The organism is Micromonospora sp. NPDC049679 (genome assembly GCF_040659735.1).
Taxonomy (GTDB): Bacteria; Actinomycetota; Actinomycetes; order Mycobacteriales; family Micromonosporaceae; genus Micromonospora_I.
Genome location: NZ_JBFANZ010000012.1, coordinates 1 through 23,766, shown reverse-complemented (window position 1 = coordinate 23,766; position 23,766 = coordinate 1). Strand labels below are relative to the sequence as shown.

Sequence of the window (23,766 nt, the reverse complement as noted above, 5' to 3'; positions counted from 1 at the left end):
GGGCCCCAGCCGGCATTCGGTGGGGCCTTCCGGCCAACCGGGTGCATCCCGGAGCGCGACCTGCCGCTATTCTTGGCGAGCCCCCGTTTCGAGAGGACTGACCGTCACATGCCGATCTGGTTCGCATACACGTTGATCGTGTTGCTGATCATCACGAGCGTCCTGCTCACCATGCTGATCCTGCTGCACCGCGGCAAGGGCGGCGGTCTTTCCAGCATGTTCGGCGGTGGCGTCAGCTCCAGCCTCGCCGGATCGTCCGTTGCCGAGAAGAATCTGGACCGCTACACCGTCCTGGTGGGCATCGTCTGGTTCGCCTGCATCATCGGGCTCGGCCTCTGGCTGAAACTCGCAATGAACACGGGCGCCTGACCTGCCTGCATACGTCATAGACTGCGCGCGGTCCGTCATTACGGGCCGCGCGTAGTTGTTTCCGCTTCACCGCGTCGCGCCGTCGCCCCCGACGGCGACACCCCTTCGACGACAGGAGCGATCACCGTGCCAAGTGGTAGCGCCATCCGTGGCACCCGGGTCGGGTCCGGCCCCATGAAGCCGTCCGAACGCGGCGAACCCGCCCCGCGCCGCCCGGTCTCCTACTGGTGTGTCAACGGGCACAGCGTCGAGATCCGTCTCGCGGCCGACGCACCGATCCCCGCCACGTGGGAATGTCCGCACTGCGGGCAGCCCGCCGGGCAGGACCCGCAGAATCCGCCCGGACGGGAACGCAGCCAGCCGTACAAGTCGCATCTCGCCTACGTGAAGGAGCGGCGCAGCGACGCCGATGGCGAGGCGCTCCTCGACGAGGCGCTCGCCGCGCTGCGACGTCGGCGCGGCGAGCTCTAGCCCGACCGGTCAGCGCAGGCTGCGGAAGGTCGGCTTCACGTCGGTCGCGGCGGCGCGGTCCAGCAACCACAGCGTGCGGCCCACCCCGCGTACGCCGGCCGCTGGCACCTGCACCGGGCCCGCGCCCGCCATCGCCATCCCGACCGCCCGCGCCTTGTCCGCCCCGGCCGCGACCAGCCACACCTCTTCCGCGGTGTTGATCGCGGGGATGGTCAGGCTGATCCGGATGGGGGGTGGTTTCGGGCTGCCCCGCACGGCGCTGACCGGCCGCGTCTCGTACGCCACCGGGTGCTCGGGGAAGACCGAGGCGATGTGCCCGTCCTCGCCGACGCCGAGCAGCAGCACGTCGAAGTGGGGCAGGGGGGCGGTGCCGGGACGGGCCGCCGATGCCAGGGCCGCGGCGTAGCGTGCCGCCGCCGCCTCCGGGTCGGTGCCGTCCGGGCCGTCGCTAGCGGGCATCGGGTGCAGCCGCGCCGGGTCGAGTGGCAGGGCGTCCAGCAGCGCCTCACGCGCCTGCGTCTCGTTGCGTTCCGGGTGCCCGGCCGGGAGGAAGCGCTCGTCGCCCCACCACACGTCGACCCGCGACCAGTCCACCGCGTCGCGCGCGGGGAGTTCCCGCACGGCGCGCTGCACGGCCGCGGCGACCCGGCCGCCGGTGAGCACGAGGCCGGCTTCGCCCCGGTCGGCCTGGGCGTCGATCAGCTTGACGATCAGCCGAGCGGCCACCGCCTGGGCGAGCACGTCCGTGTCGGCGTGGACGACCACGCTCGTCTCACTCACGACACCCACCTCATCCAAGCGTTGATCATGGTCATACGCGCCATCGTCGTCTCCGATTTGTCGCGAGTATGTCCATGATCAACGGGGTGGCGCGTGAGGCTCACGCGGCGGACCCGCCTGGACCGGCGTGGGCGCCCATCGCCGACTCGGCGCGCCTGGCGGTCACCGGGTCCCGCCAGACGTGCACGCGTTGCGCGGGACGCGACTCCAAACCGTGGACGCCGGCCATGGCGCCGAGCGCCTCGGAGTAGACCTGGTCGGCGTCGAGCCGTCGGAGCTCCTCGGCCAGTTCCTCGCCGAGCGGCCGGCGTACCAGCGGCAGATGCCGCTCCAGCTGGCCGCTGCGGTTGAAGATGGCGGAGCCGTTTTCCCGGGTGAGCAGCACATGGTCGCCGTTGGCGCAGCGCAGCTCCACCGACCGCATCCGCGGGAACTCGGTCGTCTCCTCCCAGACCGGCGTGATCCCGAGCCGGGTGGCGAGCCAACTGGTCATCAGCGCGGCGGTCGGGTCGCTCTTCGGGGCGACCACGGTCGCCCCGCTGACCCGTGCCTCCGTGGTGTCGAACGCGCCGGTCACCAGGGTCCGCCAGGGGGTGATTCGGGTCCAGGCGAGGTCGGTGTCGCCGGGGGCGTAGTCGATGGCGCGCTGCCGCAGCGCCTGGACCGGGTCGGCGGCCTGGGCGGAGTCGGTGATCCGCCGGTCCGCGACCACGCCCAGGAAGTCGTTGGCGATCTGCGCCGGCGGCTCGCCGTGCCACCACGTGACCACCGGCACGTCCGGTACGAGCAGCGGCATGACGACGGACTCCGCGTGCAGCGCGAGCCGCCCCGACATCCGCGCCACCACCGCCTCGCACGGGCCGAGCCGGCCGCCGACGACGATCTCGGCGTCGAGCCGGTTGCGCTCGCTGTCCACGTCGGAGCGGACCACGACCAGCAGCCGGCACGGGTGGGTCGCCGCCGCGATGGTGGCCGCCGCCTCGGCTTCCCGGACGCGCTTCTCGTCGACGACCACGATGAGGGTCAGCGCCATCCCGCTCGCGACGCCTCCCGCGCTGCGCCGCTCAGCGGAGAGCGCCTTGACCACCTCGGTGCCGGTGGTGTCCCAGAGGCTGATCATGCTCTCCTCCATGCGCGGTCGTCGCGGGCCAGCAAATCGTCGGCCGCGCGGGGTCCCCATTCGCCCGCCCGGTACGGCTCGGGGCGGCTTCCCGCCCACGCCGCTTCCAGCGGGTCGATGACGTGCCAGCTCTGTTCCACCTCGGCGGCGTCGGGGAAGAGCGTACGGTCGCCGATGAGCACGTCGAGGACGAGTCGTTCGTACGCCTCCGGGCTGGATTCGGTGAACGCCTCGCCGTACTGGAAGTCCATCGCGATGTCGCGCAGCTCCATCGTGGTGCCCGGCACCTTGGAACCGAACTTGAGCACCACGCCCTCGTCCGGCTGGACCCGGATGACCAGCTGGTTGTGGCCGAGCAGTTCCACGTCCGCCCGGTTGAAGGGCAGGTGCGGCGCCTTCTTGAACATGATCGCCACCTCGGTCACCCGGCGGGGGAGCCGTTTGCCCGCGCGGATGTAGAACGGGACGCCCGCCCAGCGTCGGTTCTGGATGCCGAGCTTGACCGCGACGTAGGTCTCGGTCGTGGAGGTCGGCGGGACGTTCGGCTCCTCCAGGTAGCCGACGGCCCGTTCACCGGCGACCCAGCCGGGCAGGTACTGCCCCCGCACCGTGCCGGTGCGGATGTCCTCGGGCAGATGGATCGCCCTGAGGACCTTCAGTTTCTCGGCGCGGATCTCGCTGGCGTCGAAGCTGGTCGGCTCCTCCATCGCGACGAGCGCGAGGAGCTGGAGCAGGTGGTTCTGCACGACGTCGCGGGCCGCCCCGGCGGCGTCGTAGAAGCCGGCCCGGCTGCCGATGCCGACGTCCTCGGCCATGGTGATCTGGACCGAGTCGACGTACTTGGAGTTCCAGAGCGGCTCGAACAGGTTGTTGGCGAACCGCAGCGCCAGGATGTTCTGGACCGTCTCCTTGCCCAGGTAGTGGTCGATGCGGAACACGTCGTCGCGGGTGAAGACGTCGTCGACCAGGTCGTTGAGGGCCTTGGCCGACGGGAGGTCGTACCCGAAGGGCTTTTCCACCACGACCCTGCGCCAGCCGCCGGAGCGCGCGTTGTCGGCCAGTCCGGTGCGGGCCAGCTGCTTGAGCACGACCGGGAACGCCGCCGGCGGGATGGAGAAGTAGAACGCCGCGTTGCCGGGGATGCCGTGCGTCTCCCGCAGGTCGTCGAGGGTGGAGGCGAGCTGGTCGAACGCGGCGTCGTCGTCGAACGAGCCACCGACGAACTTGATGTTGCCGGCGAGCCGGCCCCACACCTCCTCCCGCCACGGGGTGCGGGCGTACTTCTTCGCCGCCTCGTAGGCCAGCGACTCGAAGTGCCCGTCGCCCCAGTCGCGGCGGGCGAAGCCGAGCACGACGAAGCCGGGCGGCAGCAGCCCCCGGTTGGCCAGGTCGTACACGGCGGGAAGCAGCTTCTTGCGGGCGAGGTCACCGGTCACGCCGAAGATCACCAGAGCACACGGCTCCGGGATGCGCGGCAGCCGCCGGTCCTGCGGGTCGCGCAACGGGTTCACGTCGCCTCCTTCTTCACGTCGTCGTCCGTGCGGATCATTGTCAGCCCGCGAGGCCGCGAACCGCGGCAACCAGCTCTGCGACACCCGTTACACGATCGGTGAGGTGCAGTCGCAGCAGCGGCCGCTCGCGTCCGGCGAGCGCCTGCCGGTCGCCGGCCGCCTGCGCGGCCTGCAGCTGCCCGAAGGTGTACGGCCGGCCGGGCACCGGGAGGTCCTCGGCGACCGCCCCGGTGATCTGCAGGAACGAGCCGACCTGCGGCCCACCCTTGTGGTACTGCCCGGTCGAGTGCAGGAACCGCGGCCCCCACCCGAAGGTCACCGGTCGGCGGGAAGCTGCGGCGAGCAGCGGGCGCAGTTCGGCGGTGTCGGCGTCGGCGAAGCGGTCGAGGTAGGCCATGACGGCGATGTAGCCCTCGTCGATGACGCCGTCGATCAGCCAGCGCAGCGCCCCGGCCAGGTTGTCGGGTACGGCGCCCGAGGCGTACACCTCGACGGCGCCCTCGGTGAACGCGGGCTTCTCCGTCGGGAGGCCGGCTTCGAGGAGGCGGGCGGTGTTTTCCTTGGACTCCGTGACGTTGGGCTGGTTGAACGGGTCGATGCCGAGTACCCGACCCGCGATCGCCGTGGCGTATTCCCAGGCGAGGAAATGCGCACCGAGCGGCCCGTTCACCGCCAGGTTCGGGCGTACGCCGCCGCCGGGCACGGCGTTCGGCGCCTGCGAGCCGCCGTACGTCACGGTCAGCACGTCGTCGCCGGTGGCGCCGGGGCTGTCCGGGCTCTCCACCACGACCGGCAGGATCCCGACCCCGCCCTTGCCGGTCGACTCCGCGATGAGCTGCTCGGCCCAGTCGCCGAGGCCGTCGATGCCGGTGCCGTCTGAGATCAGCGCGACCTTGTCGCGGCCCGCGGTGGCCGCCGTGCCCAGCGCGGCGCCGAGCGCCAGCGCCGGGTTGTCCCGGTCCCGGCCGAGCGACTCCGACAGCGCGTCGGCCTCGTCGAGCAGGTAGCTGACTTCGACCCCGGCGAGCGCCGAGGGAACCAGTCCGAATGCGGTGAGCGCGGAGTAGCGGCCGCCGACCTCCGGGTCGGCGTGCACCAGGAAGGCCCCCATCTCCTGCGCGGTGGCCTCCAGCGGCGAGCCGGGGTCGGTGACGATCACGAAATGCCGACCGGCCTCCGCCTCGCTCAACCCGGCGTCGAGGAACGCCTGCCAGTACGCGCGCCGATGGCTGTCGGTCTCCACCGTGGAGCCGGACTTGCTGGCGACCACGACGACGGTGCGTTCCAGTCGGTCGGCCAGCGCCGCCCGGACCTGTCCGGGGTCGGTGGTGTCGAGGACCGTCAAGGGTCGGCCGAGCGTACGCGCGATGACCTCGGGGGCCAGCGACGAGCCACCCATGCCGGCGAGCACGACGTGGTCCAGGTCGCCCAGCTCTGCCTTGAGCTCGGCGAGCTGGGGGAGGAGTTCGCGGCTGCGCCGGTGGGTGTCGACCCAGCCGAGCCGGACCTTCGCCTCGGCCTCCGCCTCGGGACCCCACAGCGTCGGGTCCTTCCGTGCCAGCAGGGCGGGCACCTCGTCGGCCACCAGCTCGGCCCGCGTCGACGCGGGGGCGGACCTGTCCACCGCCTCGGCGCCGTAGACGGCGAGCCCGGCCGCCGCCTCGACGCCGCCGTCCATGAAGTCCGTCACGCGTTGCCTCCCGCCTGCTGCGCCTTCTCGCCGTGCGACTCGGCGGCCTTGTTCGGGCGGCCGGCGCCCTTGGCCGCCGCCTCCAGCGACTCGCGTACGCCGGCGAGCAGCTCCCGCCAGCTCGTCTCGAACTTCTCCACGCCCTCGCGTTCGAGGGTCGCCACCGCGTCGTCGAAGTCGACGCCGACCGCGCGCAGGTCGTCGAGGACCTTGCGGGCCGCGTCGTACGAGCCGGTGACGGTGTCGCCGCGCGTCTCGCCGTGGTCGGCGTAGGCGTTCATCGCCGACTCGGGCATCGTGTTGACCGTGCCCGGAGCGATCAGCTCCTCCAGGTAGATCACGTCGCGGAAGTCCGGGTTCTTCGTGGAGGTGGAGGCCCAGAGCGGCCGCTGCGGGTGGGCGCCGGCGTCGGCCAGCGTCTGCCAGCGGTCCGAGGAGAAGACCTCGGTGTAGCGCTCGTACGCCAACTGGGCGTTGGCGATCGCGGCCTTGCCCCGCAGCGCCTTCGCCTGCTCGCTGCCGATCTTGTCGAGTCGTTTGTCGACCTCGGAGTCCACGCGGGAGACGAAGAACGACGCCACGGATCCGATCTTGGTGAGGTCGTGCCCGTTCGCCTTGGCCTGCTCAAGGCCGGCGAGGAACGCGTCCATCACCGCGCTGTACCGCTCGAGCGAGAAGATCAGCGTGACGTTGACGCTGATCCCCTCGGCGAGGGTGGCGGTGATCGCCGGCAGCCCGGCCTCGGTCGCCGGGATCTTGATGAACAGGTTCTGCCGGTCCACCAGCCACCACAGCGCCTTGGCCTCCGCGACCGTCTTCTCGGTCTCGTACGCCAGCCGCGGGTCCACCTCGATGGAGACCCGCCCGTCGACGCCGGCGCTGGCGTCGTACGCCGGGCGCATCACGTCGCAGGCCCACCGCACGTCGTACGTGGTCAGCATGCGGACCGCCTCGTCGAGGTCGACCCCCCGCTTCGCGAGGTCCTTCAGCTGCCAGTTGTATTCGTCGGCGTCGCTCAGGGCCTTGGCGAAGATCGTGGGGTTGGTGGTCACCCCGACCACGTGCTTCTCGCGGCGCAGTTGATCGAGGTTGCCACTGGTCAGCCGTTGCCGCGACAGATCATCCAGCCATACCGCGACACCCGCGGCGGTGAGTTCGCCCAACCGGTCAGTCATAACGAGATCTCCTCAGTTTCCGGTGGTGGTGCCGGTGATGTCGCCGATCCGGGACAGCGACGCGTGCGCGGCCGCCACGATGCGGTCGGGGGTGAAGCCGAACTGCTCGTACAGCACGGTGTACGGCGCGGAGGCACCGAAGTGTTCAAGGCTGACGCATTCGCCACAGTCGCCGACGAGGTCGTGCCAGGACATCGCGACCCCTGCCTCGACACTGACCCGTGCCCGCACGCCGCGCGGCAGCACCGATTCGCGGTAGGCCTCGTCCTGCGCGCGGAACCACTCCTGGCAGGGCATCGAGACCACCCGGGTCGCGATCCCCTCGGCCTCCAGCCGCTCCCGCGCGACGAGCAGCAACTGCACCTCGGAGCCGGTGCCCATCAGGATCACCGTCGGCTGCGCGTTGCCGGCGTCGGCCAGCACGTAGCCGCCGTGCCGCACCCCCTCGGCCGAGGCGTACTTCTCCCGGTCGATCACCGGCACGTTCTGCCGGGTGAGCGACAGCGCCGTGGGCCGGTCGGTGTGCTCCATCGCCATCCGCCACGCCCAGGCGGTCTCGTTGGCGTCGGCCGGCCGGACCACGTCCAGGCCGGGGATCGCGCGCAGCGCGGAGAGATGCTCCACCGGCTGGTGGGTGGGGCCGTCCTCGCCGAGACCGATCGAGTCGTGCGTCCAGACGTAGGTCACCGGCAGCTTCATCAGCGCGGCGAGCCGCACCGACGGTCGCATGTAGTCGCTGAAGACCAGGAAGGTGCCGCCGTACGGGCGGGTGCCGCCGTGCAGCGCGATGCCGTTGAGGATGGCGCCCATCGCGTGCTCGCGGATGCCGAAGTGCAGGGTGCGGCCGTACGGGTGCCCCGGGAACGCCTCGGTGGCGTATTCGGCCGGGATGAACGACGGCTCGCCCTTCATCGTCGTGTTGTTGCTCTCGGCCAGGTCGGCCGAGCCGCCCCAGAGCTCCGGCAGGGCCGGGGCGAGCGCGTTGAGCACCTGACCGGAGGCGGCCCGGGTGGCGATCCCCTTCGGGTCCGCAGGCCAGCTCGGCAGGGCGTCGGTCCAGCCGGCCGGAAGCTCCCGCTGCGTGAGGCGGTCGTGCAGCGCCTTGCGTTCCGGGTTGGCGGCCGCCCAGGCGTCGTACGCCTCCCGCCACCCGGCGTTCGCCTGGCGGCCCCGGTCGAGCACCTCGCGTACGTGCGCGAAGACCTTCTCGTCGACCGCGAAACTCTGTGCCGGGTCGAAGCCGAGCAGCTCCTTGGTCGCGGCGACCTCGGCGGCGCCCAGCGCCGACCCGTGGATCTTGCCGGTGTTCTGCTTGTTGGGCGCCGGCCACCCGATGATGGTGCGGAGCACGATGAACGACGGCCGCTCGGTCTCGGCCTTCGCCGCCTGCAGGGCGTTGTAGAGCGCCTCGATGTCCTCGGCGTATTCGCCGTCACCGGCGTCGTGCCCGGCCCGCCAGTCGACGGTCTGCACGTGCCAGCCGTACGCCTCGTACCGGGCGGCCGTGTTTTCGCTCTTCGCGATCCGGGTGTCGTCCTCGATCGAGATCTCGTTGTCGTCGTAGATCAGGATCAGGTTGCCGAGCTTCTGGTGGCCGGCGATCGAACACGCCTCGTGGCTGATGCCCTCTTCGAGGTCACCGTCGGAGGCGATCGCCCAGATGTGGTGGTCGAAGACGGATTCGCCGGGGGCGGCGTCGGGGTCGAGCAGGCCGCGCTCGCGACGGGCGGCCATCGCCATGCCGACGGCGTTGCCCACGCCCTGGCCCAGCGGGCCGGTGGTGGTCTCGACGCCGAGGGTGTGGCCGTGCTCGGGGTGGCCCGGCGTGAGCGAGCCCCACTGCCGCAGCGACTTGAGGTCGTCGAGGCTGAGCCCGTATCCGGAGAAGTAGAGCTGGATGTAGAGGGTGAGGCTGGAGTGGCCCGCGGAGAGCACGAAGCGGTCGCGGCCGGGCCAGGCCGGGTCGCTGGGGTCGTGTCGCATCAGGCGGTTGAACAGCAGGTACGCGGCGGGGGCGAGGCTCATAGCCGTGCCCGGGTGGCCGTTGGCCGACTTCTCGACGGCGTCCATGGCCAGCACGCGGGCGGTGTCGACCGCCCGGCCGTCCAGATCAGACCAGTTCAAAGGGGCTTGCGCGGATTTTTTGGCAGCCACGATTGTTGTGCTCCTCGACAGGTGGGCGGAACCCTCTCTGATGACCTTATCGGCCGGTTCTAAACCTCCGTGCGCCGATCGCGACAACCTGTTGCGCTGTCAGCGGACGCGGCGTCGGCCGGCTCCGATCACCTGTCCGTGTGACGGCCGGCACCCGTGCCGGGTCGGCCGGGCAGGGCGAATGCCTGCGCGTACGCTGTCGTTCGGCGCGCTGACCTTGCGGGCGCCGCCTGCTTCGACCGCCAGCGCCGACGCCGGAAGGTTGCAATCCGTGAGCATGATCACCGAGCGCTCTGCCTACGGGAGCGCGGCTCCTCCGTCGGACGGCGCAGCCGTATCGCCGGGGAGTGGCGGCGACGCGACGGGGCGCGACATCCCGGCGATCATCAAGGCGTACGTGTCCCTCACCAAGCCGCGCATCGTCGAGCTGCTGCTGGTCACGACCGTGCCGGCGATGATGCTCGCGGCCGGTGGATGGCCGTCGCTCTGGCTGGTCGCGGTGGTGCTGGTCGGCGGCTCGCTCGCGGCCGGCGCGGCGAGCGCGCTCAACTGCTACATCGACCGCGACATCGACCAGTTGATGCGGCGCACGAAGCGGCGCCCGCTGCCCGCGCACACGGTGACACCCCGCGCCGCGCTGGTCTTCGGTCTCGTCCTGGCCGCGGTGGCGGTGACGGTGATGGCGGTCTTCACCAACTGGCTCGCCACCGCGCTGACGCTCGCCGCGATCGTCTACTACGACGTGATCTACACGATGTGGCTCAAGCGCACGACGTCGCAGAACACCTTCTGGGGTGGCATCTGCGGCGCGGCCCCGGTGCTCATCGGCTGGGCCGCGGTGACGGGTTCGCTCGCGCCCGCCGCATGGGGTCTCTTCGCGGTGGTCTTCTTCTGGCAGATGCCGCACTTCTACGCGCTCGCCATCAAGTACAAGGACGACTACGCCCGCGCCGGGATCCCGATGCTGCCGGTGGTGGCGTCCGTGCGCCGGGTCAACCTGGAGATCGTCATCTTCTCCTGGCTGACGGTGGCCTCCTCGGTCGCGGTCTGGCCGTTGGGGATGACCCCGATCTACGGGATCACGGCCGTGGTCGTGGGCGCGCTCTTCGTTCTCGAGGCGCACCGCCTGCACGGGCGCGCGCGTCGGGGTGAGCCGCTGCGGCCGATGCGGCTCTTCCACTGGTCGACGACCTATCTGACGATCCTGTTCGTCGCGGTCGCCCTCGACGCGCTCATCTGATCCCAACAGCCGCATTTCCGTCTTGTGTGGCTTTAGTCGGATTGCCCGATTTGATTCGTGGATTCCGTTAGCGCGCCCCGCTTTCGATTGATGCCTTATTTGTTCCACCGCTATAACAGCACTTAGCCGAAAAATCGGGCTGAACCTCCGGTAAACGTTTTCAAACCTGCGGGTAATTGGCATCACAAAACCGGGATACGTGAGCCACTTTCCACTGCGACTCTGCTTACGCTGCCGTCATGGCAGATGGTTCCGATACGACGCTGGCGACCGAAACCGTTCCGGCGGCGACGCCGGGCGGACTGGTTGGCGGCATCAAGTCCTTCGCCTCCCAGCACGGTGGGGCGAAGGCGGTCATCGAGTACGTCGGCAAGCGTGGGGCCCGGATCGTCCTGGTGGGTGAGGACGGTGCGTGGGCGGACCAGTTCGCCGACGGCACGGACGTCGCCCGCGCGGCGTGTGACAAGGCCGGGGTCACCGTGGAGAACGGGTGGGAGCGGGAGTTGATGGACCAGATGCGTCCGAGCAACGACCTCTGGCGCTCGATGTCCCGGCGTGCGATGGCCCGCTGACCCCGCAACTTCTCCTCATTGACGACGACAGATCATCGACGACAGGCAGAGCGTGAATTTCCAGCACGACCGTACGGCGACCCGGGCGAACGCCCGGGTCGCTCTCGTTACCTGCTCCACGATTCCCGACCTCGAAGCCGACGACCGCCTCGTCCTGCCCCCGTTGGCCGCGCGCGGCGTCACCGTCGAGCCGGTCGTCTGGGACGCCGAGGGTGTCGACTGGGGTGGATACGACCTCGCCGTGCTCCGCTCCCCGTGGGACTACGTGCCGCGGCGCGACGAGTTCGTCGCATGGGCGGGCAGCGTGCCGGCCCTGGCGAACCCCGCCGACACGATCGCGTGGAACACCGACAAGGGCTATCTGGCGGGGCTCGCCGCCGCGGGCGTTCCGACCGTGGCGACCGACTGGGTGCGCCCCGGCGACGACTGGACGCCACCCGAGGTCGGCGAATACGTGATCAAGCCGGCGGTGAGCGCCGGGAGCAAGGATACCGGCCGCTACGACTTCTCCGCCCCGGAGACGGCCGCGGAGCACCGACGGCTCGCCGTCGACCACGTGGCCCGGTTACAGGCCGCGCAGCGTCTGGTGATGGTGCAGCCCTACCTCGAGGCCGTCGACACGTACGGCGAAACCGCGCTGCTCTTCTTCGCCGGGCCGGACGGCCTCGCGTTCAGCCACGCCATCCGTAAGGGACCGATGCTGACCGGCCCGGATCAGGGCGTCGACGACCTCTACCTGGCGGAGAAGATCACCCCCCGCACGCCGAGCGAGGCGGAGCAGGCGGTGGCCCGGCAGGTGCTCGCCGCGGTGCCGGGTGGGGCCGAGCGGCTGCTCTACGCGCGGGTGGACCTGATTCCCGGCCCGGACGGCACGCCCGTTCTGGTCGAGTTGGAGTTGACCGAGCCGTCGCTCTTCCTCGGCTACGCCGACGGCGCCGCGGAGCGGTTCGCGGACGCGATCGTCGCCCGGCTGCCGTAAGGCGCTCCACCCCTGGACCGACCCGCGGCCGATCAAGGAGTTGTGCGTCGATCAAGGAATGATTCACATGATCGGAGATCAAACCGTGTGAATAAGCCCTTGATCGACGGGGAGCCCGGCGGGGGAGGTGGGGGTCGCGGGGAGGGGGTGGCGGGTGCGGGTGGCCAAGAGGACGGCCACGGTCGCCACCCAGACCAGGCAGGCGCCGAGCATGTGCGCGCCGACCACGACGACCGGCAGGCCGGTGAAGTACTGCACGAAGCCGATCAGTCCCTGCGCCAGCTCCACCACGACGAGCACGCCCGCCGCCCGTGCGGCGCCGGCCGCGCCGACCGCCTTGAGCGCGAGCCAGAGCGCGACGGAGAGTCCGAGCAGCAGGAAGACCACGTCGGCGTGCACCTGCGAGATCGTCGCCGGGTCCAACCCGTTGCGTTTCGCGTCCTGGTCGCCGGCGTGCGGGCCGCTGCCGGTCACCACGACACCGATGACGATCACCGCGGCGCTCGCCAGCGCGGTGAGCCGGGCGAGCGCGCGCAGCGGTCCCGGCACGATCGCCACGGCCGGCGCGTCCGGCTCGAAGGTCCGGTGCCAGAACGCGTATGCGACCGCGATGACCCCCATCGAGGCGAGGAAGTGGAAACCGACCACCCAGGGGTTGAGGTCGGTCAGCACGGTGACGCCGCCGATCACGGCCTGCGCCGGGATGCCGAGCAGCACCCCGCCCGAGAGCATCACGAGCGACCGCCGCCGTGGCCGGTGCAGTAGCGCCGCGACCAGTCCGGCGAGCGCGATGGCCGCCACGGCGAACGTGAGCAGCCGGTTGCCGAACTCGATCGCGCCGTTGATGCCCATCGCCGGGGTCGCCGTGTAGGAGTCGGTGGTGCAGCGCGGCCAGGTGGGGCAGCCGAGCCCGGAACCGGTGAGTCGCACGGCCGCCCCGGTGACGACGATCACGATATTGGCGACGATGGAGGCGAGCGCGAGACGCCGCAGGAGAAGAGTGCTGACCGAAAACCGGTCGAATCGGTTCACGGGCGCAATCCTACGCAGCGTAGTGCTCGCGGCCCGCGCGACCGCCGTACCCCGGTGGTGTGGATCACCGGGACCCGCGTTTGCGGGTCGACGCCGAAATACGTAACGTTGGTGTTGTGAAAAACCTGGCGGCGCTCCCCGAGCTTCACCCGACGGCCGGTCCGGTCGCCGGGGCCGTCACGTCTTCGGCCAATCCGGTCGTCGCCACGTCCGACGGGCGCACGCGCGACCGGGTCATGCAGCTGCTGCTGGAGCAGGGCGCGGCGACCGCCGCTCAGCTGGGCGGCGAGCTCGGCCTGAGTTCGGCGGCGATCCGTCGGCACCTCGACGCGATGCTCGCCGACGGCGACGTCGTCTCGCGTGAGCAGCCCGTGCGCGGTCAGCGCGGACGGGGCCGCCCGGCCAAGGTCTTCACGCTGACCGACTCGGCCCGGATCCGCTGCGGCACGCACACCTACGACGGCATGGCCACCGCCGCGCTGCGCTGGATCGCCCGCAACGGTGGCGGGAAGGCCATCGAGGCGTTCGCCGCCGATCAGGTGGCCGCGCTCGAGGCGCGGTGCCGCTCCGCTATGGAAGGCGCCGGGGACGACCCGCTCGCGCGGGCGGAGGCGCTCGCCGGGGCGCTTACCGCCGAGGGCTACGCTGCCAACGCGTCCACGATCGCCTCCGGTGGCCAGCTGTGCCAGCACCACTGCCCGGTGGCGCACGTTGCCGCCGAGTTTCCCCAGCTGTGCGAAGCCGAGACGGCGGTCATCTCCCGTCTGATCGGCACCCACGTGCAGCGCCTGGCCACCATCGCGCACGGTGACGGTGTGTGCACCACGCACATCCCCGATCCGCGGCGCGCTCCGACCGGAACAACCACCGTCACCACTGTGAGGACAGATAGATGACCGAGCAGATCGTCCAGCCCCTGACCCAGGAGGAGCAGCTTGCCGCCCTGGGTAACTACGAATACGGCTGGGCCGACTCCGACGTGGCCGGCGCGGCTGCCCAGCGGGGTATCAACGAAGCCGTGGTGCGCGACATCTCGGCCAAGAAGAACGAGCCCGCCTGGATGCTCGACCTGCGCCTGAAGGGGCTGCGCCTCTTCGACCGCAAGCCGATGCCGAACTGGGGCGCCGATCTCACCGGCATCGACTTCGACAACATCAAGTACTTCGTCCGCTCCACGGAGAAGCAGGCGACCAGCTGGGAAGAGCTGCCCGAGGACATCAAGGCGACGTACGACCGCCTCGGTATCCCGGAGGCGGAGAAGCAGCGCCTCGTCGCCGGCGTCGCCGCGCAGTACGAGTCCGAGGTCGTCTACCACAAGATCCGTGAGGATCTGGAGGAGCAGGGCGTCCTCTTCCTGGACACCGACACCGCGCTCCGTGAGCACGAGGACATCTTCAAGGAGTACTTCGGCACGGTGATCCCGGTCGGCGACAACAAGTTCGCCGCCCTGAACACGTCGGTGTGGTCCGGTGGCTCGTTCATCTACGTGCCCAAGGGCGTCAACGTCGAGATCCCGCTGCAGGCCTACTTCCGGATCAACACCGAGAACATGGGGCAGTTCGAGCGGACGCTGATCATCGTCGACGAGGGCGCCTACGTGCACTACGTCGAGGGCTGCACCGCCCCGATCTACTCGTCCGACTCGCTGCACAGCGCGGTCGTCGAGATCATCGTGAAGAAGAACGCCCGCTGCCGTTACACGACCATCCAGAACTGGTCGAACAACGTCTACAACCTGGTCACCAAGCGTGCCGTGTGCCACGAGGGCGCGACCATGGAGTGGATCGACGGCAACATCGGCTCGAAGGTCACCATGAAGTACCCGGCGGTCTTCATGACCGGCGAGCACGCCAAGGGCGAGGTGCTCTCGGTGGCGATGGCCGGCGAGGGTCAGCACCAGGACGCCGGCGCCAAGATGGTGCACGCGGCCCCGCACACCTCGAGCACGATCATCTCCAAGTCGATCGCCCGCGGCGGCGGCCGCACCTCCTACCGCGGCCTGGTCCAGGTCCTGGAGGGCTCGCACCACAGCAAGTCGACGGTGAAGTGCGACGCGCTGCTGGTCGACACCATCTCCCGGTCGGACACCTACCCCTACGTCGACATCCGCGAGGACGACGTGTCGATGGGGCACGAGGCGACCGTCTCCAAGGTCAGCGAGGACCAGCTCTTCTACCTGATGAGCCGGGGCATGACCGAGGACGAGGCGATGGCGATGATCGTGCGCGGCTTCATCGAGCCGATCGCCAAGGAGCTCCCGATGGAGTACGCGCTGGAGCTCAACCGCCTGATCGAGCTGCAGATGGAGGGGGCGGTCGGCTAAGACCGCCCGCTGCACCCGGGGGCTCACGCCCCCGGGGATTGTCCAGTTCGACACTCGCGAGACAGACCAAGGAAGAGATGAGCACTCAGGCTTTCGCGCCACCGAAGACCAAGTCGCAGGCGCTGCGCTCGTACGACGTCGCTGACTTCCCGGCCCTCACCGGCCTGGAGGAGGAGTGGCGCTTCACCCCGCTGAAGCGCTTCCGGGGCCTGACCACGGGAGAACCGGGGGCGACCGCGTCGATCGCGCACGAGTACGGGCAGCTGCCCGCCGGCGTCACGGTCTCCGCGCTCGACAAGGCCGACCCGCGGGTCGGCAGCGTGCTCACCCCGTTCGACCGGATCAGCGCGCTCGCCCACGGCCGTGCCGAGCAGGCGGTGCTGATCTCGGTGGCGCCCGACGCGGTGGTCGCCGAGCCGGCGCTGCTGCGCGTGGTCGGCGGCGGCGCGGCGGGGATCGCCTACGGGCACACCTTCGTCGACGTCGGCCGGTTCGCCGAGGCGACCCTCGTGCTGGAGCAGGTGGGTTCGACCACGCTGGCCGACAACGTCGAGGTCACGGTCGCTGACGGGGCGAAGCTCACCCTGGTCACCGTCGCGGACTGGGCGGATGACGCCGTGCAGGCGCAGCACCTCAAGGTGCGGCTGGGGCGCGACGCGCGGATCACCCACGTGCAGGTGACGCTCGGCGGCGACCTCGTCCGGCAGTTCACCAGCGTCGAGTACACCGGGCGCGGCGGTGAGGCCGAGCTCTACGGCCTCTACTTCGCCGACGCCGGCCAGCACCAGGAGCACCGGCAGCTGGTCGACCACACCGTGCCGGACTGCCGCAGCTACGTCGGCTACCGCGGCGCGCTGCAGGGCGACGAGGCGCACACGGTCTGGGTCGGCGACGTGCTGATCCGGGCCGAGGCGACCGGCACCGAGACGTACGAGATCAACCGCAACCTCGTCCTGTCGGACGGGGCACGGGCGGACTCCGTACCGAACCTGGAGATCGAGACCGGCGAGGTCGTCAGCGCCGGTCACGCCAGCGCGACCGGCCGCTTCGACGACGAGCAGCTCTTCTACCTGATGGCGCGGGGCATCCCGGAGCGGGAGGCGCGCAAGCTGGTCGTCCGCGGCTTCTTCGCCGAGCTGATCAACAAGATCCCGGTCGAGGCGCTGCGCGACCGGCTCGGCGACGCGATCGAGCAGCGCCTGCAGAAGGCGACCCTCTGACCATGTCCGAGCTGGTTCTGGTCTGCTCGACCGAGGACGTGCCGAAGGGCACCGCGGTCAGCGCCGACATCGCCGGCACGCAGGTCGCGATCGTGCACGGCGAGGACGACGGGTTCTACGCCGTACGCGACGAGTGCTCGCACGCGGCCGTGGCGCTGTCGGAGGGCGAGGTGGAGGGGTGCAGCCTGGAGTGCTGGCTGCACGGCTCCCGCTTCGACCTGCGCACCGGCGAGCCGACCGGTCTGCCCGCCACCGAACCGGTGCCCGTTTATCCCGTCGAGATCCGCGACGGTGACATCTACATCGCAGTCGACGACAACGGCCGTCCCAACCCGAGTAATGGAGTAACAGCACCGTGAGCGTTCTGGAGATCCGCAACCTGCAGGTGTCGGTGAAGCTGCCCGAGGGCGAGCTCAAGCCGATCCTGGCCGGGGTTGACCTGACCGTGCGGTCGGGGGAGACCCACGCCATCATGGGCCCCAACGGCTCGGGCAAGTCGACCCTGGCGTACTCGATCGCCGGCCACCCGAAGTACGAGATCACCGGTGGTTCGGTGACCCTCGACGGCCAGGACGTCCTGGCGATGTCCGTCGACGAGCGGGCCCGCGCCGGCCTCTTCCTGGCCATGCAGTACCCGGTCGAGGTGCCCGGCGTCTCGGTGGCCAACTTCCTGCGCACCGCGAAGACGGCCGTGGACGGCGAAGCGCCGAAGCTGCGCACCTGGGCCGGCGAGCTGAAGGGCGCCATGGAGCGCCTGCAGATGGACCCGGCGTTCGCCCAGCGCAACGTCAACGAGGGCTTCTCCGGCGGTGAGAAGAAGCGGCACGAGATCGTGCAGCTCGAGCTGCTCAAGCCGAAGGTGGCCATCCTCGACGAGACCGACTCCGGCCTCGACATCGACGCCCTGCGCGTCGTGAGCGAAGGCGTCAACCGGATCCGCGAGACCGGCGAGACCGGCCTGCTGCTGATCACGCACTACACGCGGATCCTGCGCTACATCAAGCCCGACTTCGTGCACGTCTTCGTCGGTGGCCGCATCGTTGAGGAGGGCGGCTCGGAGCTGGCCGAGAAGCTGGAAGCCGAGGGCTACGAGCGGTACGTCGCAGGCGCCGGCGCGGCCAACGCCTGAGTCGTCCCGTTCCCGAGAAAGGGTGCTGCCGGAGATGACCACCATCGTGATTCCAGAGGGCATGCCGCAATACGACGAGGTGCCCCGCTTCGACATCGACGCGGTCCGTGCCGATTTCCCGATCCTCGGTCGGGAGGTCAACGGGCACCGGATGGTCTATCTGGACAGCGCCAACACCTCGCAGAAGCCGCGACAGGTGCTGGACGCGCTGCGCGAGCACTACGAGCAGCGCAACGGCAACGTCTCGCGCTCGGTGCACACGCTGGGGACCGAGGCGACGGAGGCGTACGAGGCCGCGCGCGCCAAAATCGCCGCCTTCATCAACGCCCCCAGCCCGGACGAGGTGGTGTTCACGAAGAACTCCACCGAGGCGATCAACCTGGTGGCGTACGCGTTCTCCAACGCCTCCGCCAGCGCCGGCGGTGACCCACGGTTCCGGCTCGGGCCCGGCGACGAGGTGGTGATCTCCGAAATGGAGCACCACTCCAACATCGTGCCGTGGCAGCTGCTCTGCGAGCGGACCGGTGCCACGCTGCGCTGGTTCAGCGTCACCGACGAGGGACGGCTCGACGAGTCCAACCTCGACGAGCTGATCAACGAGCGGACGAAGCTCGTCTCGTTGGTGCACATGTCCAACATCCTCGGCACGATCAACGCCACCGCCCGGATCACCGAGCGGGTACGTGAGGTCGGCGCGCTGCTGATGCTGGACTGCTCGCAGTCGGTGCCGCACATGCCGATGGACGTGGTCGACTACGACGTCGACTTCATCGCGTTCACCGGCCACAAGATGTGCGGGCCGAGCGGCATCGGTGTGCTGTGGGGCCGGGCCGAGCTGCTGGCGGCGATGCCGCCGGTGCTCGGCGGTGGCTCCATGATCGAGACGGTCACGATGGCGCGCTCCACCTTCGCGCCGCCGCCGGCCCGGTTCGAGGCGGGCACGCCGCCGATCGCCGAGGCGGTCGGGCTCGGCGCGGCCGTCGACTACCTGTCGGCGATCGGGATGCGGGCGATCCAGTGGCACGAGAAGGAGATCACGGCGTACGCGCTGGACGCGCTGGCCACCGTGCCGGGGCTGCGGATCTTCGGCCCCGCCGCGCCCGTCGGCCGGGGCGGCACGATCTCCTTCGCGCTGGAGGGGATCCACCCGCACGACGTGGGACAGGTCCTCGACGCCCAGGGTGTCGAGGTCCGGGTGGGGCACCACTGCGCCCGTCCGATCTGCGTGCGGTACGGCGTGCCGGCCACCACCCGCGCGTCGTTCTACCTCTACACGACCACCGATGAGATCGACGCGCTGGTGCGCGGTCTCGATGAGGTGCGGAAGGTCTTCGGCTGATGCAGCTCGACCAGCTTTACCAGGAGATCATCCTGGATCACTACAAGCACCCGCACGGGCGCGGGCTGCGCGAGCCGGCGATGTCGGCCGACGGTGCTCCGCTCCCGTCCGGCGAGGCGCACCACGTCAACCCGACCTGTGGGGACGAGGTGACGATCCGGGTGGCGGTCGACGACGAGCTGATCTCCGACGTGTCGTACGACGGCATGGGGTGCTCGATCAGCCAGGCGTCGGCGAGCGTGCTGCACGAGTTGCTGCGCGGTCAACGGGTCGAGGCCGCGTTCGCGGTGCACGAGGCGTTTGTGGAGTTGATGTCCGGGCGTGGCCAGGTCACCCCGGACGAGGACGTGTTGGGTGACGGGGTGGCGTTCGCCGGAGTGGCGCGCTATCCCGCGCGGGTGAAATGTGCGTTGCTGCCGTGGATGGCGTTCAAGGACGCCGCGGCGCGCGCCGGTGTGGGCGTGAGCCCGGAGGTGAAGGCATGAGCGAGCAGGACACCGTGACGCCCGCGGAGGCTGGCCCGACTAAGGCCGCGGTCGCGGACGTCGAAGAGGCGATGAAGGACGTCGTCGACCCCGAGCTGGGCATCAACGTGGTCGACCTGGGGTTGGTCTACGGCGTGCACATCGACGACGACAACGTGGCCACCCTCGACATGACGCTGACCTCGGCGGCCTGCCCGCTGACCGACGTCATCGAGGACCAGGCCCGGTCGGCGCTGACCACGGGTCCGGGAGGCGGGCTGGTCTCCGACATCCGGATCAACTGGGTGTGGCTGCCGCCATGGGGCCCGGACAAGATCACGGACGAGGGTCGCGAGCAGCTGCGGGCGCTCGGCTTCAACCTCTGATTTCCCGTGTCCATCAGGGGCACCCGCCGCGCGGCGGGTGCCCCTGATGGCGTTAGCGCGGGTAGACCTCGAACTCCCAGAGCGAGAACCCGTACCCGGTGCCCCGGGTGAGCCCGACCATCCGCACGTACCGCGCGTCGGTGGCGGCGAAGGCGAGCGTGTCCCGGCCGCCGTCGCCCGCCGTCGTCGCCCAGACCGGGCGCCAGCCGCCGCCGTCGGTCGAGACCTCGATCCGGTACGATCGCGCGTACGCGGCCTCCCACGCGAGCGCCACCCGTCCGATCCGCCGCACGGAGCCGAGGTCGACGGTGATCGACTGGTTGTCCGTCCAGGAGCTGGCCCAGCGGGTCCCCGGGTCACCGTCGACCGCCCGGCCCGCCGGATGCCCGAACTGGCTGCTGGAGGCGCTCGCCGTCCGTCCCGCGGCGACGTTCGCCACGTCGTCCCCGCGCCGCGCGGGGAACGAGACGACCTGCTGGTAGGTGGGGCGGTTCTGCCACGCGATCGGCTCGTGCGTGATCCCGCCGAGCGGAGACTGCACGATCGCGTCCGCACACCACTGGTCGCCGGCCGCGCAGTGCTCGTCGCCGGGATAGATCTCCGTCGCCGGCTGCGCCGTGGCCTCCCGCAAGGTGTCCAGCAGCATCTGCCGGCAGGCGCTCAGCACGCCGCCGCCGCAGTAGCCGCGCCCCGGTCCGCCGACCACCGGCTCGCCGAGCACCGTACGGAGATCCTTGTCGACGTAGCCCCACCAGCCGTACTGGAAGGACGATCCCTTGTGCGCCTGCGCCTCGCTCGCCGAGGTCGGCACCGTGGAGGCGTCGCCGCGCTGGTGCCCCGATGGTGACTCGTTGATCTGCAGCGCGTTGACCAGCGCCTGGTAGAGGTCGGGACCGAGCCCGGGCCGGAACTCGCCCCGGACGAGCAGCGGCCACCAGGCGTCGAAGACCCGGATCGCGGTCGCGTGCGCGTAGGACTTCGAGCCGGCGTCCGTCTCGACCCGCCGGGCCCCGTCCTGGCGCCACGCCTTGAGCTGACCGACGGCCGTGGCCAGCGTCGGGTCGGTGACGGCCTGACTCTGCACCACCCGCAGCAGCGTGTCGACGAGCTCGATGCCGCGCAGATCGGTCACCGCGGCCTGAGCCATCAGCCGGGTCACCGCGGCGCGGTCGAGCTTCTGCCCGGCCCGCAGCGCCGCCCGGACCGGGGCGTCGAGCAGGTCGCCGCGGTGTACCGAGCCGAAGCTGAAGTTGCCGTCCGCCGCACCGAAGTCCTTGGCCTGCTTGTTGTTCCAACTCACGTAGTAGTCCTGGTTGACCGAGTGGGGATGCTCGTCGGCCGGGGCGTAGCGGGCGGTGTTGGTGGCCGGATCGAAGCTCTGCCACTCGTACGCCGGCTCGCCCTTCATCGGCAGGTTCGGGTTCGCCCCGGCCGCGCGCACGGGGTTGAGCCCGGAGTTGACGTATGCCGCTTCGGTGGAGTTCACGTAGAACCAGTTGAACGTGTAGCCGATGTGGGCGGCCGCGTCGATGAAGGCCTGGCCGCTGCCCATGACCGCCGGGTCGTTGAACATCTGGAAGCCGATCGCCGAGTCGGCCTCGTGCCGGTAGGTCGAGCGCAGGTGGGTGAAGGCGTGCGGCTTCCCGTCGACCATGCCGCGCCAGCCGACCAGGCCGAGCCGGGTGCGCCACGCGACGATCTCGTACGAGCCCGCCGGGGTGGAGTCGGCGACGGTCGGCGACCAGCGGTTGACGTGGGAGATCTGCTCCATCGCCACGCACTCGCCGCGGTAGCGGTACCGGGTTGCCTGCAGCGTCGGCGCGCTGCCGTCCGTCGTGCAGAGCGGAACGGCGTACGTGTCGGTGATGTCGTGGGTGGACGAGGTGGCGCTCCACGCGTAGTCCTGTCCACGACCGAGCAGCACGTAGAGGTTGAGTCCGGCGAAGGCGGCGCCGCGGGCGCTGATCCCCGGGCCCTGCAGCTCCTGGACCATCAGCAGTTGTGGGGCGAAGTAGCCGGTCTGTGGCCCGAAGACGGCGACGGGATGACCGGTCGTCGAGTGCGCGCCCGAGATCACGACGGCGTTCGACATGCCGCGGTGGGCGCCGATGGTGAGCCCGGAGAGGGCCGCGGCGAGATCGGCGCCGGGCGTGTCGGCGCTCGACAGCGCTGATCCGGTGGCGCCGCGGACGACCGGCTCCGCGGTCGCGGAGCCGGCGTCGGGCAGGACCACACTCGGCGCGTCGTCGGCCGCGTCGCCGTACGGGAAGCTCTGCCCGTCGTGCAGCGTCAGCACGGTCTCCGGGTCGTTCTGGGCGCGGAAGCCGCGCCACACCCGGTCGCCCTCGACGGCGCCGTAGCGGGCACGCGCGGCGATCCGCACCAGCGCGGACTGCATCTCCGCGCCGCCGCCCCCGCCGAAGAGCCCACCGACCACACCGGCGATCGCGATCAGGTCGGTCATCGCGAACGGCTCCGGCCCCCCGGCGTTGGTGATTGCGTCGAGGTGCCCGGTCAGCACATATTCGCCGGGACAGTTGCGGTGGGCCATGCAGACGCCGATGTAGGCGTTGACGCCGGCGATGTAGCTCTGCACGTCGTTGTACAGCAATTCGCCGCGGCTGCCGCCCTGCTGCCGCAGCGCGGCGACCTGTGCCTGCAGGTCGGCCTCGGTGTAGGGGGAGTTGCGCCAGACGCTCTGCTCCAGCGCGCGGTTGCCGGGGGCGCCGCCGGCGAAGGGGGTCAGCGTGCCGCGCCCGACGTGGCGCAGCAGATCCATCGTGAACAGCCGGTCCTCGGCTCCCGCGTAGCCGGCCCCGAACATCGTGCCGGTGCGGGTGGTGCCGGTGACGTGCGGGACGCCGGTCGCCCTGTCCCGCACGATCGTCACGTCCGCGCGGGGCCGGTAACTCCGCTCGACCTGCCCCGCGGGTACGCCGAACGAGGCGTCGTTGAAGAACCGACCGAGCTGGTCCTCGCTCAGCCCGGCGTACCCGTAGACGAGGTTGGCGTAGCGGCCGAGTTGGTCGCCGGCGTGCGCGGGCATGGTGCCGAGCGTCTGGTGGCCGAGGATGTCCACCAGCGTGGCGTTGCCGTTCTGACCCGGTGGCAGGATGTCGGCGCACTGCCCCAGGCAGTAGTCGTCGACGGTGAACGCGCTGGCCGCCGCGGGCGGGGCGGGCGGTGCGACGAGGGAGATCGCCGCGGCTGTGGCGGCGACCGCCGCGGCCGCGACGGCCCGGCGGATGACGTGTCGGCTCATGGGCGGATCCCTCCATCGGCGCGGGGGACAGGTGACCGCGGAGCTGGGGCTGGTGCCGGGCCCGCCGTGGCGACGGCGGTAGATCGGAAAGGTCTTGGTTACCGGATGGTAGCCGGAAAGACATACGCCGGTCGATGCCCGCGACGAAAACCCCTCGACCGTGCGGCGGCTCGCGCCGCAGGATCACCGCGTGATCAAGCCATGAGTGAGGTCTTCGTCGCGGGCCTGCTCGCCGGCTACGGCGTCGCGGTCCCCGTCGGCGCCATCGCCATCCTCATCCTCGGCCTGACCGCGCGTACCTCCCTGCGGGTCGGCGCCGCCGCCGCGCTCGGCGTGGCGACCGCCGACGGCCTCTACGCGGTTGTCGCGGTCCTCGGCGGCGCCGCGCTCGCCGGCGCCATCGCGCCGGTCGCCGGCCCGCTGCGCTGGCTCGCGGCGGTCGTCCTGCTCGGGCTGGCCGGGGCGGAGCAGTCCGAGATCGCCACGGAACTTGTTGATGACGAAGCCGGAGATGAGCGCCTGGTCCTGCGGCGAGAGGAGCGCGAGCGTG

Annotated in this window: 22 protein-coding genes; 14 read left to right on the top strand and 8 right to left on the bottom strand. The window is 70.6% G+C overall.

The window, feature by feature from the left end; genetic code table 11:
- Window positions 1-108: 108 nt before the first annotated feature.
- Entirely contained in the window at window positions 109-369 is a 261-nt protein-coding gene (gene secG / locus AB0J06_RS10350; protein ID WP_357426832.1) for a preprotein translocase subunit SecG, read from the top strand.
- Window positions 370-495: 126 nt separating this feature from the next.
- Complete coding sequence (locus AB0J06_RS10345) at window positions 496-840, top strand: RNA polymerase-binding protein RbpA (RefSeq protein ID WP_357426830.1); 345 nt, start codon at window positions 496-498, stop codon at window positions 838-840.
- Window positions 841-849: 9 nt separating this feature from the next.
- On the opposite strand, the gene pgl is transcribed toward AB0J06_RS10345, so the two are convergent.
- The 6 genes from pgl to tkt form a co-directional block, all read right to left on the bottom strand.
- Window positions 850-1,620, bottom strand: a complete 771-nt coding sequence (gene pgl / locus AB0J06_RS10340; protein WP_357426828.1) for a 6-phosphogluconolactonase — start codon at window positions 1,618-1,620, stop codon at window positions 850-852.
- Window positions 1,621-1,720: 100 nt separating this feature from the next.
- Window positions 1,721-2,740, bottom strand: a complete 1,020-nt coding sequence (locus tag AB0J06_RS10335) for a glucose-6-phosphate dehydrogenase assembly protein OpcA (RefSeq protein ID WP_357426826.1) — start codon at window positions 2,738-2,740, stop codon at window positions 1,721-1,723.
- Window positions 2,737-4,251, bottom strand: coding sequence for a glucose-6-phosphate dehydrogenase (zwf, locus tag AB0J06_RS10330; protein ID WP_357426824.1), 1,515 nt, complete (start codon window positions 4,249-4,251; stop codon window positions 2,737-2,739). The genes AB0J06_RS10335 and zwf overlap by 4 nt, the downstream gene beginning before the upstream one ends.
- Window positions 4,252-4,291: 40 nt before the next feature.
- Window positions 4,292-5,941: a glucose-6-phosphate isomerase gene (locus AB0J06_RS10325; protein WP_357426822.1), complete on the bottom strand. Its 1,650-nt coding sequence runs from the start codon at window positions 5,939-5,941 to the stop codon at window positions 4,292-4,294.
- Window positions 5,938-7,116, bottom strand: coding sequence for a transaldolase (gene tal, locus AB0J06_RS10320; RefSeq protein WP_357426820.1), 1,179 nt, complete (start codon window positions 7,114-7,116; stop codon window positions 5,938-5,940). Before tal ends, AB0J06_RS10325 begins: the two co-directional genes overlap by 4 nt.
- A 12-nt stretch (window positions 7,117-7,128) precedes the next feature.
- Complete coding sequence (tkt, locus tag AB0J06_RS10315) at window positions 7,129-9,291, bottom strand: transketolase (protein ID WP_357427048.1); 2,163 nt, start codon at window positions 9,289-9,291, stop codon at window positions 7,129-7,131.
- 256 nt (window positions 9,292-9,547) lie between these two features.
- On the opposite strand from tkt, the gene AB0J06_RS10310 reads away from it, so the two are divergent.
- From AB0J06_RS10310 to AB0J06_RS10300, 3 genes are all read left to right on the top strand, one after another.
- Window positions 9,548-10,510 (top strand): heme o synthase, encoded by a 963-nt coding sequence (locus tag AB0J06_RS10310; RefSeq protein WP_357427046.1) that lies wholly within the window; start codon window positions 9,548-9,550, stop codon window positions 10,508-10,510.
- 239 nt (window positions 10,511-10,749) lie between these two features.
- Complete coding sequence (locus tag AB0J06_RS10305) at window positions 10,750-11,082, top strand: hypothetical protein (RefSeq protein ID WP_357426818.1); 333 nt, start codon at window positions 10,750-10,752, stop codon at window positions 11,080-11,082.
- Between the two features lie 52 nt (window positions 11,083-11,134).
- Window positions 11,135-12,061 carry a hypothetical protein gene (locus tag AB0J06_RS10300; protein WP_357426816.1) on the top strand — a complete coding sequence of 309 codons (927 nt, stop codon included), beginning with the start codon at window positions 11,135-11,137 and terminating at the stop codon, window positions 12,059-12,061.
- Between the two features lie 78 nt (window positions 12,062-12,139).
- Here AB0J06_RS10300 and AB0J06_RS10295 read toward each other — a convergent pair whose 3' ends face one another.
- Window positions 12,140-13,093, bottom strand: coding sequence for a COX15/CtaA family protein (locus tag AB0J06_RS10295; protein ID WP_357426814.1), 954 nt, complete (start codon window positions 13,091-13,093; stop codon window positions 12,140-12,142).
- 236 nt (window positions 13,094-13,329) lie between these two features.
- On the opposite strand from AB0J06_RS10295, the gene AB0J06_RS10290 reads away from it, so the two are divergent.
- The 8 genes from AB0J06_RS10290 to AB0J06_RS10255 all read left to right on the top strand — a co-directional run bounded on the left by AB0J06_RS10290 (window position 13,330) and on the right by AB0J06_RS10255 (window position 19,954).
- A complete protein-coding gene (locus tag AB0J06_RS10290) occupies window positions 13,330-13,989 on the top strand; it encodes a transcriptional regulator (protein ID WP_357427045.1) in 660 nt (219 codons plus the stop codon).
- The gene (gene sufB / locus AB0J06_RS10285; protein WP_357426812.1) at window positions 13,986-15,416 is read left to right on the top strand and encodes a Fe-S cluster assembly protein SufB; all 1,431 of its coding nucleotides are present in this window, start codon (window positions 13,986-13,988) and stop codon (window positions 15,414-15,416) included. The genes AB0J06_RS10290 and sufB overlap by 4 nt, the downstream gene beginning before the upstream one ends.
- Before the next feature lie 77 nt (window positions 15,417-15,493).
- The gene (gene sufD / locus AB0J06_RS10280) at window positions 15,494-16,636 is read left to right on the top strand and encodes a Fe-S cluster assembly protein SufD (protein ID WP_357426810.1); all 1,143 of its coding nucleotides are present in this window, start codon (window positions 15,494-15,496) and stop codon (window positions 16,634-16,636) included.
- 11 nt (window positions 16,637-16,647) lie between these two features.
- The gene (locus tag AB0J06_RS10275; RefSeq protein ID WP_357427043.1) at window positions 16,648-16,995 is read left to right on the top strand and encodes a non-heme iron oxygenase ferredoxin subunit; all 348 of its coding nucleotides are present in this window, start codon (window positions 16,648-16,650) and stop codon (window positions 16,993-16,995) included.
- A complete protein-coding gene (sufC, locus tag AB0J06_RS10270; protein ID WP_357426808.1) occupies window positions 16,992-17,765 on the top strand; it encodes a Fe-S cluster assembly ATPase SufC in 774 nt (257 codons plus the stop codon). Before AB0J06_RS10275 ends, sufC begins: the two co-directional genes overlap by 4 nt.
- Window positions 17,766-17,799: 34 nt before the next feature.
- Window positions 17,800-19,104 (top strand): cysteine desulfurase, encoded by a 1,305-nt coding sequence (locus AB0J06_RS10265; protein ID WP_357426806.1) that lies wholly within the window; start codon window positions 17,800-17,802, stop codon window positions 19,102-19,104.
- Window positions 19,104-19,589, top strand: a complete 486-nt coding sequence (gene sufU / locus AB0J06_RS10260; protein WP_357426804.1) for a Fe-S cluster assembly sulfur transfer protein SufU — start codon at window positions 19,104-19,106, stop codon at window positions 19,587-19,589. Before AB0J06_RS10265 ends, sufU begins: the two co-directional genes overlap by 1 nt.
- Complete coding sequence (locus AB0J06_RS10255; protein ID WP_357426802.1) at window positions 19,586-19,954, top strand: metal-sulfur cluster assembly factor; 369 nt, start codon at window positions 19,586-19,588, stop codon at window positions 19,952-19,954. The genes sufU and AB0J06_RS10255 overlap by 4 nt, the downstream gene beginning before the upstream one ends.
- 52 nt (window positions 19,955-20,006) lie before the next feature.
- Here AB0J06_RS10255 and AB0J06_RS10250 read toward each other — a convergent pair whose 3' ends face one another.
- Window positions 20,007-23,216, bottom strand: a complete 3,210-nt coding sequence (locus AB0J06_RS10250) for a penicillin acylase family protein (RefSeq protein ID WP_357426800.1) — start codon at window positions 23,214-23,216, stop codon at window positions 20,007-20,009.
- A 201-nt stretch (window positions 23,217-23,417) separates the two neighbouring features.
- Here AB0J06_RS10250 and AB0J06_RS10245 point away from each other — a divergent pair.
- On the top strand, window positions 23,418-23,766 hold a 349-nt coding region (locus tag AB0J06_RS10245; RefSeq protein WP_357426798.1), incomplete at its 3' end, for a LysE family transporter.

Coding starts and splice junctions, on each gene's coding strand:
- secG (WP_357426832.1), top strand. CDS start 109: ATGCCGATCTGGTTCGCATACACGTTGATCGTGTTGCTGATCATCACG.
- AB0J06_RS10335 (WP_357426826.1), bottom strand. CDS start 2,740: ATGATCAGCCTCTGGGACACCACCGGCACCGAGGTGGTCAAGGCGCTC.
- tal (WP_357426820.1), bottom strand. CDS start 7,116: ATGACTGACCGGTTGGGCGAACTCACCGCCGCGGGTGTCGCGGTATGG.
- AB0J06_RS10310 (WP_357427046.1), top strand. CDS start 9,548: ATGATCACCGAGCGCTCTGCCTACGGGAGCGCGGCTCCTCCGTCGGAC.
- AB0J06_RS10305 (WP_357426818.1), top strand. CDS start 10,750: ATGGCAGATGGTTCCGATACGACGCTGGCGACCGAAACCGTTCCGGCG.
- AB0J06_RS10290 (WP_357427045.1), top strand. CDS start 13,330: ATGCAGCTGCTGCTGGAGCAGGGCGCGGCGACCGCCGCTCAGCTGGGC.
- sufB (WP_357426812.1), top strand. CDS start 13,986: ATGACCGAGCAGATCGTCCAGCCCCTGACCCAGGAGGAGCAGCTTGCC.
- sufD (WP_357426810.1), top strand. CDS start 15,494: ATGAGCACTCAGGCTTTCGCGCCACCGAAGACCAAGTCGCAGGCGCTG.
- AB0J06_RS10265 (WP_357426806.1), top strand. CDS start 17,800: ATGACCACCATCGTGATTCCAGAGGGCATGCCGCAATACGACGAGGTG.
- sufU (WP_357426804.1), top strand. CDS start 19,104: ATGCAGCTCGACCAGCTTTACCAGGAGATCATCCTGGATCACTACAAG.
- AB0J06_RS10255 (WP_357426802.1), top strand. CDS start 19,586: ATGAGCGAGCAGGACACCGTGACGCCCGCGGAGGCTGGCCCGACTAAG.
- AB0J06_RS10250 (WP_357426800.1), bottom strand. CDS start 23,216: ATGAGCCGACACGTCATCCGCCGGGCCGTCGCGGCCGCGGCGGTCGCC.